9 protein-coding genes are annotated in these 14,339 nt (G+C 64.6%); 8 read left to right on the forward strand and 1 reads right to left on the reverse strand.

What is annotated here, in order from left to right:
• Positions 1 to 10: 10 nt before the first annotated feature.
• A complete protein-coding gene (locus KAK88_RS05055; protein WP_242078136.1) occupies positions 11 to 2,098 on the reverse strand; it encodes a catalase in 2,088 nt (695 codons plus the stop codon).
• 182 nt (positions 2,099 to 2,280) lie between these two features.
• On the opposite strand from KAK88_RS05055, the gene murC reads away from it, so the two are divergent.
• From murC to lpxC, 8 genes are all read left to right on the forward strand, one after another.
• Positions 2,281 to 3,693, forward strand: a complete 1,413-nt coding sequence (gene murC, locus KAK88_RS05060; RefSeq protein WP_242078137.1) for a UDP-N-acetylmuramate--L-alanine ligase — start codon at positions 2,281 to 2,283, stop codon at positions 3,691 to 3,693.
• A complete protein-coding gene (gene murB / locus KAK88_RS05065; protein ID WP_242078138.1) occupies positions 3,690 to 4,592 on the forward strand; it encodes a UDP-N-acetylmuramate dehydrogenase in 903 nt (300 codons plus the stop codon). Before murC ends, murB begins: the two co-directional genes overlap by 4 nt.
• Before the next feature lie 77 nt (positions 4,593 to 4,669).
• The gene (locus KAK88_RS05070; RefSeq protein ID WP_242078139.1) at positions 4,670 to 5,611 is read left to right on the forward strand and encodes a D-alanine--D-alanine ligase; all 942 of its coding nucleotides are present in this window, start codon (positions 4,670 to 4,672) and stop codon (positions 5,609 to 5,611) included.
• Positions 5,599 to 6,486 (forward strand): cell division protein FtsQ/DivIB, encoded by an 888-nt coding sequence (locus tag KAK88_RS05075; protein ID WP_431307206.1) that lies wholly within the window; start codon positions 5,599 to 5,601, stop codon positions 6,484 to 6,486. Before KAK88_RS05070 ends, KAK88_RS05075 begins: the two co-directional genes overlap by 13 nt.
• A 55-nt stretch (positions 6,487 to 6,541) precedes the next feature.
• Entirely contained in the window at positions 6,542 to 7,834 is a 1,293-nt protein-coding gene (gene ftsA, locus KAK88_RS05080; protein WP_242078557.1) for a cell division protein FtsA, read from the forward strand.
• A 241-nt stretch (positions 7,835 to 8,075) separates the two neighbouring features.
• Complete coding sequence (locus tag KAK88_RS05085) at positions 8,076 to 11,411, forward strand: TonB-dependent receptor domain-containing protein (RefSeq protein WP_242078141.1); 3,336 nt, start codon at positions 8,076 to 8,078, stop codon at positions 11,409 to 11,411.
• Positions 11,412 to 11,648: 237 nt separating this feature from the next.
• Positions 11,649 to 13,235: a cell division protein FtsZ gene (gene ftsZ / locus KAK88_RS05090; RefSeq protein WP_242078142.1), complete on the forward strand. Its 1,587-nt coding sequence runs from the start codon at positions 11,649 to 11,651 to the stop codon at positions 13,233 to 13,235.
• Positions 13,236 to 13,421: 186 nt separating this feature from the next.
• Entirely contained in the window at positions 13,422 to 14,321 is a 900-nt protein-coding gene (lpxC, locus tag KAK88_RS05095) for a UDP-3-O-acyl-N-acetylglucosamine deacetylase (RefSeq protein ID WP_242078143.1), read from the forward strand.
• The last annotated feature ends 18 nt before the right edge of the window (positions 14,322 to 14,339 follow it).

Here is a 14,339-nt window from a genome sequence, read left to right on the forward strand (position 1 = left end):
TGATCTGCGGTCAGGCCAGCATTCGCACCTTGGGCTCCCGATCCCACTGGCGGGTGCGGGCGGGAGCGAGGAAGCCTTTGGCGTCCTTGGACAGGTCGATCACGCCGGCGTCCGGTTCGACGCCCGCCTTATCCAAGAGGGGCTGGGACTCGGGCGTGTGGCCGATGGCCTTGAGGTGGCCGAAGGCATCCTTGGCGAAATCGACTGCGGCGCCTTCTTTCAACATCTGGGCGCAGCCGTCCTCGGACAGAACGATCGCTACGGCGTCGAACAGGACCGACGGGCTGCCGGCCAGTTGACCGTCGGCCGCCAGCGTCTTGCCGTCCTTCAGCTTGGCGCCGCCGATCTTGGGCGCAACGATGAAGACCGAGCCGCCGTCACCTTCAACCGCCGCCTTGACCGCATCGACGACAGCGCCATCCGAACCGTCGGCGACCAGGATGGCGACCTTTCGGCCCTTCAGGGTGTCCGGATATTTGCCGACGATGCGAAGCGCCGGCGAGGCGTCCAGATCGATGGGGGCCACACCGGGCTCGGACGCCTTGGGCAGGGGCAGGTTCAAGCCGTCTGCGACACGCTGGGCCAGGGTCTCGTCGACGTTCTGCAGATTGGCCAAAACGCGCTCGCGAACGTGGGCGAGCGACACCTTCGACAGTTCAAACACGATGGCGCTGGCCAAGTGGGCCTGTTCGATCTCGGTCTGTGAGCGGAAGAACAGCCGCGCCTGGCTATAGTGATCGGCGAAGCTTTCGGCGCGCAGCCGGACCTTTTCGCCCTCGACCGGGATGGCCGCGGTGCGGAAACCGCCCTTGGGATCTTCACGCGGGCCGCCGTCCTCGCCCGCCTCGGACAGGCTGTTGGGTTCGTAGTTGGCGCGGCCCTTGGGCACGGCCATCTGCATATGCCCGTCGCGCTGGAAGTTCTGGAAGGGGCAGCCCTTGGTCTGATTGATCGGGATCTGGTGGAAGTTGACCGTCCCCAGGCGCGACAGCTGAGTGTCCTGATAGGAGAACAGACGGCCCTGCAGCAGCGGATCTTCCGAGAAATCGATGCCCGGCACGATGTTTGTCGGCAGGAAGGCGACCTGTTCGGTCTCGGCGAAGAAGTTGTCGGGGTTGCTGTTCAGGACCATGCGGCCGATGACGCGGATGGGATAATCCTCTTCCGGCACCAGCTTGGTGGCGTCCAGGACGTCGAAGGGCAGGGCGTCGGCCTGCTCCTGAGTGAACAACTGCACGCCGAACTCCCATTCGGGGAAGTCGCCCTGATCGATGGCCTCATACAGGTCGCGGCGGTGATAGTCGGGATCGGCGCCGGCGATCTTGACCGCTTCGTCCCAGCAGGTCGACTGCGTGCCCAGCTTGGGCCGCCAGTGGAATTTGACCAGGGTCGCCTCGCCCTCGGCGTTGATCAGGCGGAAGGTGTTAACGCCGAAGCCTTCCATCATCCGCAGCGAGCGCGGAATGGCGCGGTCGGACATGGCCCACATGATCATGTGGGTGCTTTCCGGCATCAGGCCGATGAAGTCCCAGAAGGTATCATGAGCAGACGCCGCTTGTGGATAGCCCTTGTCGGCTTCCATCTTCACCGAATGGATCAGGTCCGGGAACTTGATCGCGTCCTGGATGAAGAAGACGGGAATGTTGTTGCCGACCAGATCCCAGTTGCCTTCGGTCGTATAGAACTTGACCGCAAAGCCGCGTACGTCGCGCGGCGTATCGACCGACCCCGCGCCGCCGGCGACGGTCGAGAAGCGTGTGAACAGCTCGGTCTTCTTGCCGACCTCAGTCAAGATTTTGGCGGTGGTGAAGTCCGAAAGGCTGTCGGTCAGTTCGAAGAAGCCGTGGGCGGCCGAGCCGCGGGCATGGACGATCCGCTCAGGGATGCGCTCGTGGTCAAAATGCTGGATCTTCTCGCGGAGGATGAAGTCTTCCAGCAGGGTCGAACCGCGCGCGCCGGCCTTGAGCGAGTTCTGGTTGTCGCTGATCGGCGTCCCGTGATTGGTGGTCAGGCGGGTGTCAGGCGTCGAGGCGGTCTGGTGCACCTCGCCGGCGTTGCCGATTGTCGGCGCGCCGGCCGGCTTTGAGGTCTTGGCCATCTTGGGAGTCCTTTGGTGCAGCAGCGCAAGCGGGAGCCGCGCGCGTTCCCGAAGACAACTCGGTGGAGGCGCAATGGTTCTGTGCGACTTCGCGCACAGCCGCGCCCGATCGTCGCTAGAAAAGTTCGCTCCGTATGCGGCGCGCCCTTCGCAGGAGGCGAGGCGGCGTTTATGAGGCGAAAATGATCGCACGCCTTCGCCCCGTCCCGTTCGACCTCGGTCCCGTTCATTTCGTCGGCATCGGCGGCATCGGCATGAGCGGCATCGCCGAGATCATGCTGAAGATCGGCTATTCGGTGCAGGGCTCTGACGCCAAGGCGAGCGCCAATACTGAGCGGCTGGAACAACTGGGCGCCAAGATCTTCATCGGCCACGACGCCGCCCATGTGGGCGAGGGCGTTTCAGCGGTGGTCTATTCGACGGCGGTCAAGGCCGACAATCCCGAGATGAAGGCGGCCCGCGAGCGCCGCATCCCGCTGGTGCGCCGGGCCGAGATGCTGGCCGAGCTGATGCGGCTGCAGTTCTCGATCGCGGTTGGCGGAACCCACGGCAAGACGACCACGACCTCTATGGTGGCGGCCCTGCTGGATGCGGCGGGCCTGGATCCCACGGTGGTCAATGGCGGCATCATCAACGCCTATGGCACCAACGCCAAGGTCGGCGACGGCGACTGGATCGTGGTTGAGGCGGATGAGTCGGACGGCAGCTTCCTGCGCCTGAAGTCGACGGTGGCCATCGTCACCAACATCGATCCCGAACATCTGGACCACTACGGCGACTTCGACGGGGTGCGCAAAGCGTTCGTCGATTTCGTCGAGAACATCCCCTTCTACGGCTTCGCCGCTGTCTGCCTGGACCATCCGGAGGTGCAGAAGCTGGTCGCCGCCATCGATAACCGGCGGCTGGTGACCTACGGGGTCAATCCGCAGGCCATGGTGCGGGCTGATAATGTCGAGATGGGGCCCGACGGCTGCCGCTTCGACGTGGTCATCCAGAATGGCGAAACCCATGTGATCTCGGGCGTCCATCTGCCGATGGCCGGCTGGCACAATGTGTCGAACGCCCTGGCCGCCATCGCCGTGGCGCGCGAGCTGGACGTGTCGGACGACGCGATCCGCACCGGCCTTGCCGGCTTCGGCGGGGTCAAGCGGCGCTTCACCACCACGGGCGTCGTGGGCGGCGTTCGCATCGTCGACGATTATGGCCACCACCCGGTCGAGATCGCCGCCGTGCTGAAGGCCGCGCGCCAGGTGACCGACGGTCGCGTCATCGCCGTGGTTCAGCCGCACCGCTACACGCGCCTGCGCGACCTGATGGACGAGTTCTCGACCTGCTTCTCGGACGCCGACGGCGTGATCGTGGCCGACGTCTATCCGGCGGGCGAACAGCCGATCGAGGGCGTGGACAAACACGCCCTGGCCGACGGAGTGCGCCGCTACGGCCACCGTCACGTCCAGGCCTTGGAGAACGCCGCTGTCCTGCCACGCCTGATCAAGGATGAGGCCAAATCCGGCGACGTTGTCGTGCTGCTGGGCGCCGGCGACATCACCAGCTGGGCCTATGGCCTGCCGGCGCAGCTGGAGGCTCTGGCGTGATTGCTTTGCCCGAGGTGCGCGGCAAGCTGCTGCGGAACGAGCCGCTGGCGCCCTATACCTGGTTCCGGGTGGGCGGCGCGGCCGAGGCCCTGTTCATTCCGGCGGACGCCGAGGATCTGGCGGATTTCCTGGAGGCGCTGGACGCGGCCGTGCCGGTGACGGTTCTGGGCGTCGGATCGAACGTCATCGTGCGTGACGGCGGGGTCGAGGGGGTGGTGATCCGCCTGGCGGGCCGCCCTTGGGCGCAGATCACGACAGACGGCGACACGATCACGGCGGGCGCGGGCGCGCTGGACTCCATGGTCGCCAAGGCCAGCGCCAAGGCGGGGATCGCCGGGCTGGAATTCTACGCCGGCATTCCGGGCACGATCGGCGGCGCCCTGACCATGAACGCCGGTTGTTATGGTTCCGAGACCAAGGACGTGCTGGTTTCGGCCTGGGGCCTGACGCGGGCGGGCGAGCGTGTCGATTACGCTCTGGCCGACTTCGGCTACACCTATCGCCATTCTCAGGCGCCGGCCGACATCATCTGGATCGAGGCGACCTATCGCGGCGCGGCCGACGAACCCGAGGCGGTGGCGGCCCGGATCTCCGAGATCACCAGCCGTCGCGAGACCACTCAGCCGATCCGCGAGAAGACGGGCGGCTCGACCTTCAAGAACCCGCCCGGCCATTCATCATGGCAGCTGGTGGATGGGGCGGGCTGGCGCGGCAAGCTGCACGCCGAAACCGGGAGAGGGGCCAAGTTCAGCGAACTGCACTCCAACTTCATGATCAATCCCGGCGAGGCGACAGCCGCCGATATCGAAGGCCTGGGCGAGGCGGTTCGCGCCGATGTCCTGGCCAAGACCGGCGTTCAGTTGGAATGGGAAATCAAGCGGATCGGCCGATCGGGATAAAAAATCCCGCGCAAAATGGTCGGCGGACGCGAATGGTTGACGGCCTGTTAAACATGTAGGCCCCAATCCAAGGCGTCATGGCCCGCGCTTTCAAAGACCTTCATGTCGCCGTCCTGATGGGCGGCCTTTCCGCAGAGCGGGAGGTGTCCCTCTCGTCGGGCGAGCAGTGCGCGCAGGCGCTGGAGCGACAGGGCGTGCGCGTCAGCCGCGTGGACGCCGGGCGGGATCTGGCCAATGTGCTGTCCGGCCTGATCCGGCCCGACGTGGTGCTGAACTGCCTGCACGGCGCCTGGGGCGAGGACGGCTGCGTCCAGGGCGTGCTGGAGACCCTGCGGATTCCCTACACCCATTCCGGCGTGCTGGCCTCGGCCCTGGCGATGGACAAGGACAAGTCCAAGGCTGTGCTGCGGGCGGCGGGCCTCAAGGTGCCGGGCGGTGGTCTTTACGATCGTCACGAAGTCGCCAGCCGCCACGTCATCGACCCGCCCTATGTGGTCAAGCCCAATGCCGAGGGCTCGTCCGTCGGCGTCTTCCTGGTGCGCGAGGGCGCCAACCGTCCGGTCTCGGAAGTGGGCGAGCCGGGGTGGACTTACGGCGAGCAGGTCGTCGTCGAGCCCTATATCGCAGGCAAGGAGTTGTGCGTCACCGTGCTGGGCGAGGCGACGGGGCCGCGCGCCCTGACCGTCACGGACATCACCCCGACCAAGGGCTTCTATGACTATGAGGCCAAGTATGCGCCGGGCGGGTCGGTGCACGTCCTGCCGGCCGTCCTGCCATCGCACGTGTTCCAAAAGGCGCTGCGTCAGGCGGAGGCGGCGCACGTCGCCATGGGGTGCCGCGGCGTGTCGCGATCCGACTTCCGTTATGATGATGTTAAGGACGATCTGGTCCTGTTGGAGGTCAATACTCAGCCCGGCATGACCCCGACTTCGCTCGCGCCCGAGCAGGCCGCCCATACCGGGATGAGCTATGACGATCTGGTTCGGTGGATGGTGGAGGACGCCTCATGCCCGCGGTAGTTCGCGGCGGCCGGCGACAGGGTTCTAATCAGGCTCCACAACGCGGTGCGGCTTCCAAGGGCGGAGGACGGTCGCGCGGCGGGGCCCAGAACGCGTCCGCCGTTCCCGGCAAGATGGCCGCTATCGGCCGTGTCGATATTTCGCCCCGCACCGCCGTGATCGCTCTGGGCGCCGGCGCGCTGCTGCTGGTCGGGGTTCTGGCCACGGGCGCTCGCGCCGAGCGGATCGGCGCCTCGGTTTCGCATGGCCTGGACAGTGCGACGGCCGGCATGGGCCTGACGCTGAGGCGGGTGCACATCACCGGCGCCTCGCCTGAGGCCGAGCCGGCGATCCAGCGCGCACTGGGCCTGTATTCCGGTCAGCCGATCACCAGCCTGGATCTGGACGCCATTCGCACGCGGGTTCAAGGCGTGGGTTGGGTCAAGGAGGCGCGCGTGGTGCGCCTGTTGCCCGACACCCTGATCGTCGAGGTCAAGGAACACGACCGCCTCGCCGTCTGGCAGGAAGCCGGTCAGATCAAGGTCATCGACAACCGGGGCCAGGTCATCGACGGCGCCGACGCGCGTCGTTATCCGACGCTGCCGCTGGTCGTGGGCAAGGGCGCCGACGTCGCGGCGGGTGAAATCCTGCCTCTGCTGGCCCAGCGCCCCCGGCTGATGGGGATGGTGGACGCCCTGGTGCGCGTGGACGAGCGCCGCTGGGACCTGCGTCTGAAGGATGGCAGCCTGATCCAGCTGCCCGCCACCGAACAGGAGGCGGCCCTGATCCGCCTCGATGCGCTGGACCAGCGCGAACGCCTGCTCGACCTGGGCTTCGCCCGGGTCGATCTCAGAACCCCCGACGAGGTCGCCGTGCGACCCGCCGGCGACGCCTAAGGACCGTAGAGACATGACCAAGCAACGCGGCGCGGCGAATGATCACGGTCGGGGCATGGATCCTCGCGCCGGACGTGCGCCCGTGGTCGCCGCGCTGGATATCGGTCAATCCAAGGTGTCGTGCTTCATCATGAAGCCGGACGGCGTCCGTCACGCCGACCGCACCATCCGCGTCGCGGGCGCCAGCCATGTCCAATCCAAAGGCGTCAGGGGCGGGGCGATCATCAATATGGATGAAGCCGCCCAGGCCATCGGCCACGCGGTCGAACGCGCCGAGCGCGCCGCCCAGAGCCCGGTATCCGGCGTCGTTGTCACGACCGCCATCGGCCAGATGGCCAGCCACCGGGTCCAGGCCCGCGTGTCCCTGGGCGCCAATCCGGTCGGGGACGCCGATCTGGCGCGCGCCATCGGCATGGCCCTGGCGCAGATCCGCCTGCCCAACCGTCGCCCGATCCACGTCCTGCCCATCGCCTGGTCGGTGGACGGCGCACGCGGCGTGCATGATCCGCGTTCGATGCGGGGCGGCTCGCTGGGGCTGGATCTGTTGGTCGTCTCGATGGCCGAGAACGTGTTCACGACCCTCAGCCACTGCCTGGAGCTGGCGCACCTCGACCTGCAGGGCGTCGCCGCCGCACCCGTCGTCTCGTCGCTGGCCGCGCTGGAAGAGGACGAGATGGATCTGGGCGCCGTCTGCATCGACATGGGCGGCGGCTCGACCAGCGCCGCCGTATGGGGCGGCCGGTCATTGCTGCATATCGAAAGCCTGAATGTCGGCGGCGATCATGTCACCTCAGACATCGCCCGCGGCCTGTCGACGTCCAAGGCCGGCGCCGAGCGGCTCAAGACGCTGCACGGCTCGGCCATGGCCAGCGCCAACGAGGACCGCGAAATGCTGGAGGCCCCGCCGCGCGGCGAGGATGCCTCGGCCGGCCCGGTCATCGTCCCGCGCGCCATGCTGAAAACCGTCATCGCGCCCCGCGTCGAGGAAACCCTCGAACTGCTCCGTGATCGGCTAAGAAACGCAGGCGTTGGCCTGGAGCCCGGTGCAGGCCTTGTCCTGACCGGCGGCGCCAGCCAGCTGAACGGCGTGCGCGAGCTGGCCGTGCGGGTCTTCGACCGTCCTGTCCGCCTCGGAAAACCCCAACGGGCGCCACATTTGGCCGACGCCGCCTCCGGCCCCGCCTTCTGCGCCACCGCCGGTGTCCTCCTCCGCGCCGCCTACGGCCCGCGTGAGGCGGTGTCGGCGAGAAAGCTGATGGCGCGCCAGATCACGGCTGCGGATGCGCCGCGCATCCACCGCGGGAATGTGGTGGGACGCGTGGCGGGCTGGCTCCGCGACAATCTGTGACGCTGTCTATTCGCAGTCAAACGCGCTGCGACTCATCCACTTAAGCGCCCATTGCAGCGGCAGCAACTAACCAATCCTCGGTAGCTGAACTGTGTCACGATTGTAACATCATCGACGCATGGTGGCCCGATTTGGGTCACATTGGTTGCTTGACAGCCATATTTCGCTAGACGGTTTACGAGAAGCCATGGGCTTTTGCGGCTCGGCTGTTCGCAAATCGATTCTAGTGGGGTGACTGATTATGAAACTGAAGCGTAATTATTTGTTCGGGACGACGGTTCTGGCGAGCATTTTCGCTGTGTCGGCCCCCGCTTGGGCCCAATCGCAGCAAACCGCTGCTGACACGGCAGCTACACAGGTTGACGAAATCGTAGTCACCGGTTCGCGTATCCGCCGCGATCCTACGACCGCGCCTACACCGCTTATTCAGGTCTCTCAGGATCAACTGCTCGAAACCGGGCTTTCCACGGTGATCGATTACCTCGCCACGATCCCGGCTCTATCGAACTCGATCATTCCATCGGATACCACAGGTTCCGGCCTGAACGACGGAGGTCTGTCCGTCGCGAACCTTCGCGCTCTCGGTACAGGCCGCACGCTGACTTTGGTCGATGGTCGCCGTCATGTCGGTTCGATCGGTGGTTCGCTCGGCGTCGATGTCGATACTATTCCGCGCTTGTTGATCCAAAACGTCGAAATCATCACCGGCGGCGCATCGTCGGTTTACGGTGCCGACGCCGTGGCTGGTGTTCTGAACTTTGCTCTTCGTCACGATTACGATGGAGCTGAAATCGATGCTAACTATGCCATGATCAACCAAGACGGTCAGGCTGCAAAACGTATCTCCGCGCTGATTGGCAAGAACTTCTTTGACGATCGTCTTAACGTCTATGCGCACGCAGAGTATGAAAAGCAGGATGAAGTTCAGAGCCTGGATATCGACTGGTTGCGTCGGTCGCCGGTTTTGCTAGGCATTGATGCAGACCCAACGAGCGCCGCGATCGGACCAGCATACGATGGTCGTCTTGATAGCATGCTGTTCACCGATGTCGTGCGTCTTGACCGTCCGCGCTTCAGCCAAATGACCTTGGCGAACGCACAACAGCCAAGCCCCACATCTAATCCGAACGTAGCCCAAGCGAACTGTACAGCTTTCAACAGCGCGAATTGCTACTCGGTAGATCCGGCCAAGACTTGGTGGTTTGACGGCACGAGCGCCCGACTGGCGAACTTTGGCCAACGAGTCGGCAACACTGGCTCGAGCCGCCCCTACAACATTGGGGGCGACGGCGAGAGCCCCTCGCGCTTCTCTACTGACAGCCGCCTTCCGGAGTCGGAATCCTATCGTTACCAAGTGGGTTCTACCTTCAAAGTGACGAGCCATATTACCGCGTATGCGGAAGCCAAATATATCGACGAGCGGACTTTCGACATCAGTCAGCCGATCTTCTACGACATCAACTTCAGCGACGCGGCCGTGGCCAACACCCGGCAGGTTCAGATCACAGGAACATCGACAGCGAACATGCGCTGGTCGGACAACGCCTTCATCCCCGCCAACCTCAAGGCGGCGATCGCTGGCAACACCGTGACTAACTATGGCGCGCCCACGTTGAACGCGCCGGGTGCGGCGGGTACGCCAACGGCCGCTCCTTGGGCTCGACTGTCCGGCTTCGGCGATGACCGCTATCAGGAGAACCAACGCAACCTGCAGCGCTATGTCCTGGCCTTCAACGGCGACCATGGCGATGTCGGCTTCGTCAAGAACTTCGGGTGGGATCTGTCATACACCTACGGCAAGATGAACAACGAGAATTTGGAAGCGGCGGTCGATGCCGAACGCTTCTACTTCGGTGCGGACTCCGTCATCGATACGCTTGGCGTTCTGGGCAGTGCGGGCGCTACGGTTTGCCGCGTTCGACTTTTGAATGCGCAGGGCGTGGCCCTTCCCGACGCCGTTCGCGGCGGCACGGTGCAGGGTTCCGAAGCCGGGCGTGCGGCGATCAACGAATGCCAGCCCTACAACATCTTCGGCGCGGGCAACCAAAGCGAAGCCGGTAGGCAATATGTCGAAGCCTTCGTGACTGTTAAGGAAATCAACGAACAGCATGACGCGGTCGCATCGGTGTCGGGTCAGTTCTGGGACTTCTGGGGTGCCGGCCCGATCGGCGCAGCTCTAGGCGTGGAATATCGCAAGGAGCTCACCTCTGCGGAAGGCCGCGACCGTTTGGTTGGCAATCGCTTCCTGTTCTTAAACTCGAGCCCGGACTTCCCGGAGAAATATTACGAATCCAAGGAAGTCTTCGGCGAGTTGTCGATTCCGCTGCTTCGCGACAGCACCTTCGGCGAATACGCTGAACTGAGCGGATCCTACCGCTATTCAGACTATTCGACGGTCGGCGGCCAGGATGTGTACGGCGTGAACTTGGTCTACCGTCCGATTCGCGACATCGCGTTCAAGACCAGCTTCAACACGTCGATCCGCGTGCCTACGTTGTCGGAAAACTTCCGTCCGTTCTCGCAAACCTTCGTCGACGTTCAGGATCCCTGCACAACGGCGCGCATAACTTCGCCGACGCTGACAGCGGAAATCCGCGCCAACCGCATCACGAACTGCACCGCCCTGGCGCAGGCGAAGGGGCTGAGCTACGACTTCGCCGGAACGACGGCGACGACCGACGACGATTACATCCCGGTGTATACGTCGACGACCTCGGGTGTTAACGGCGGCAACGTCGATCTGGTCCCTGAAGAAGCTGAATCCTTCACCTTCTCGACCGTGTTCCAGCCTCGGTTTGCCCCAAATCTCAGTTTGGTGCTCGACTACTACGAGATCGAAATCACGAACGTCATTGCCGCCGTCGGTGCAGCTACTGTCGCAGCCAACTGCGTCAACGGCCCGACGCTAAATGCGCAAGCCTGTTCGACGATCTTCCGCAACACGACGCCAGTCGCGAACCCGGCCTCCGCGCAAGATCGCTCGGAAGCCTTCAAGGTCGGCGATTCGGTGACCGGCATCGGCTTCATTCAAGGGTCCTTGAACTACGCTAAACGGACAGTTCGCGGTCTTGATTTCATCGGTCGTTACACCTTCGATACGCAGGACGTGCTGGGCCGCAACTTCGGTCGCTTTGACTACTCCATCAACGGTTCGTGGCTGATAGAGCAGAAGCAGTTCAACAACTCGCAGAACCCGAACGACTTCACGGAGTTTGCGAGCACTCTGCAAACAGGCGGTTCCTTCCCGCGTGTGCGCTTCACCTCGACCCTAGCCTGGGAGCCGAACGAAGATTTACGCATCTCTTGGATTGCTGATTGGCAAACATCGCAAGACATCATCCAGTACCGCGACTTCATTGCTAACGCTGACTCTCGCCCAGTCGAGTATCTGCGCACGGGCAACTTTGTCCGCAACGACTTCCTTGTTCGCTACAACGTGAGCGACGATGTCACGTTGCGAGCCGGCGTCACTAACGTCTTTGATGCGGAGCAGGCACCATATTTGGGTACCACGCTATACTCGAATTTCGATCCATTCGGCCGTCGCTTCAACATCGGTCTGAACTTCCGCCTCTGATTGCGGCGTGAGTTTTTCAACTGGAGGGCGGCTCGAAAGAGCCGCCCTTTTTCTGTGGTCGACAGGAAAAGTCCAGCAACGCTTTCGGTTTGGGGTGTTCTTCGGTCCGACTCACATTATCGCCGTAACCTTCTCTTAACCTTCATGGGCGCAATCCTTAACGCGCTCATAACCAAAGCGATTCGGCGGGGCGGTCGGTTGGTTTGAAGGGGCGGGTCAGCAGGTCGGAAACAGAAAATGTCGCTCTCATTGGTCAAGCCGCAACACACTGAACTGAAGCCCCGCATCGTCGTGTTCGGCGTCGGCGGCGCTGGCGGCAACGCCGTGAACAATATGATCGACGCCGGCCTCGAAGGGGTCGAGTTCGTCGTGGCCAACACCGACGCGCAGCACCTCAGCTTCGCCAAGACAGATCGCCGCATCCAACTGGGCGAGACCATCACCCAAGGCTTGGGCGCTGGCGCCCACCCCGAAGTCGGCATGAACGCCGCCGAGGAATCCGCCGACGAGATCCATCAGCACCTGGAAGGTGCGCACATGGTCTTCATCACCTGCGGCATGGGCGGCGGCACCGGCACCGGCGCGGCGCCGGTCATCGCCAAATGCGCGCGTGATCGCGGCATCCTGACCGTCGGCGTGGTGACCAAGCCCTTCACCTTCGAAGGGCGTCACCGCATGCGTCTGGCCGACGCGGGCGTCGCCGAGCTGCAACGCTATGTCGATACCCTGATCGTCATCCCGAACCAGAACCTGTTCCGCGTCGCCAACGAACGCACGACCTTCGCCGACGCCTTCGGCATGGCCGATCAGGTCCTGCACTCCGGCGTCCGCTCGATCACCGATCTGATGATCCTGCCCGGCCTGATCAACCTGGACTTCGCCGACGTGCGCGCCGTCATGTCCGAGATGGGCAAGGCGATGATGGGCACGGGCGAGGCCACGGGCGACGACCGCGCTCTGTTGGCCGCCCAGAACGCCATCGCCAACCCGCTGCTGGACGAGACCAGCCTGAAGGGCGCCAAGGCCGTGCTGGTGAACATCACCGGCGGTCTGGACATGACCCTGCTGGAAGTCGATGAGGCCGCCAACGCCATCAGCGCGGAAGTGGACGGCGACGCCAACATCATCTTCGGCGCGGCCTTCGACCCGGCTCTGGACGGCAAGATCCGCGTCTCGGTTGTCGCGACCGGCATGGACGAGGGCGAGGTGCGTCGCATCGAACCCATCGCCCCGCCGGCCGCCAGCGCGCCGCTGGCCAGCCATGATGCGCGTCGCTCGGCCGGCGGCCTGTATGGCACGCAAGCCTCGCGCGCCCCGGAACCGACCCGCGACACCTATCGCGAGCCGGTTCGTGCAGAAGCTCCCCGGGCGCCCGAGCCCCGCATCGAGCCGGCGCCGGTCGTGCCGACCTTTCAGGCCCCTGCAGCTCGCGAACCGGAACCGCGCCCCGAGCCGGTGATCCGCGTGGCCGAGCCGCAGCCGCGCACTCTGGACCCCATCGTCGATCCGTGGGTCGAGGAATATGAAACCCGCGCACCGGCTCCGCGCGTCGCGCCGCAAGGTGATCTCTACGAGCGCGCCGCGCCTGCGGCCCAGCAACCCCAAGCCGACGATGGTTACGACGACCGTGACCACCGCCGCAGCGGCTGGAGCCTGTTCGGACGCGGCAAACGCACCCAGCCTCAGCACGAGACGTCCTATGCGCCGCAATCGTCGCATCCGGCGCGCTCGTCGGCTCAACCGGTCCAACATCCAGAACCGGAGGCGGGACAGGCCGATGACGACCTGGAAATCCCATCCTTTCTCCGCCGTCTGGCCAACTAAACATCGCAAATGACAACGAAGCGCCCCGGAGCCCGCCTCCGGGGCGCTTCTCGTTTCCGGATGTGTCTCACACCGAAACAATCCGAAACCGGACTTTGATTTCGCGCTTGCGGCATGACCGCTACATAAAACCCAGGGCGCAATCCGCACGGCGTGCGGCGCGCAAAGGAAAGAGTGAGTTCAGGTTTGTCGGTCAGAAGCGACCATCACGAACGCACCATCGTCGCCCCGGCCATCATCGCCGGGGTCGGGGTGCACACCGGCCGCCGGGTGCGGCTGGCGGTTCGGCCTGCGCCATCGGGCACGGGCATCGTCTTCGTGCGCACCGACATCACCGACCGGGACAGCCGCATTCCGGTGTCGGGCGAGGCCGTCGTTGACGCCCGCCTGAACACCATGATCGAGAACGGCGCGGGCGTTCGCCTGTCGACGATCGAGCATCTGATGGCCGCCTTCGCCGCCCTGGGCGTGTCGAACGCCGTGGTCGAGGTGGACGGACCGGAGCTGCCGATCCTGGACGGCTCGGCGCTGGAGTTCGTGAAGCTGCTGGACCGCGCCGGTTTCCGACCGCAGCCGACGCCGCAGCGATATATCGAGATCCTGGAAACGGTCCATGTCGTCGAGGGCGACAAGCATGCGGCCCTGTTGCCGTGCGACCGCTACGAGATGCGGTTCGAGATCGACTTCCCGTCGGCCGTGATTGGCAATCAGGTGATCGACTTCGTCGTGGACGAACCGACCTTCCGCAAGGAGATCATGGCCTGCCGCACCTTCGGGTTCGCCCATGAGGTCGAGGCGCTGCGCAAGGCAGGCCTGGCGCGCGGCGGTTCGCTGGAGAACGCCGTGGTCATCGACGGCGGCGAGATTCTGAATCCCGGCGGCCTGCGCATGGAACGCGAGTTCGTACGTCACAAGGCGCTGGACGCCATCGGCGACCTGTATGTGCTGGGCGCGCCGCTGCTGGGTCGTTACGAGGGCTATAAGGCCGGCCACGCCCTGAACAACAAGCTGGTCCGTGCCCTGCTGGCCGCCCCGCACGCGTGGCGTGAAGTGACCCGCGTGCCGGAGCTGGCGCGCGCGGGCTGACATTCGGTTGACCTCACT

This window comes from Brevundimonas diminuta (genome assembly GCF_022654015.1).
Taxonomy (GTDB): Bacteria; Pseudomonadota; Alphaproteobacteria; order Caulobacterales; family Caulobacteraceae; genus Brevundimonas; species Brevundimonas diminuta_C.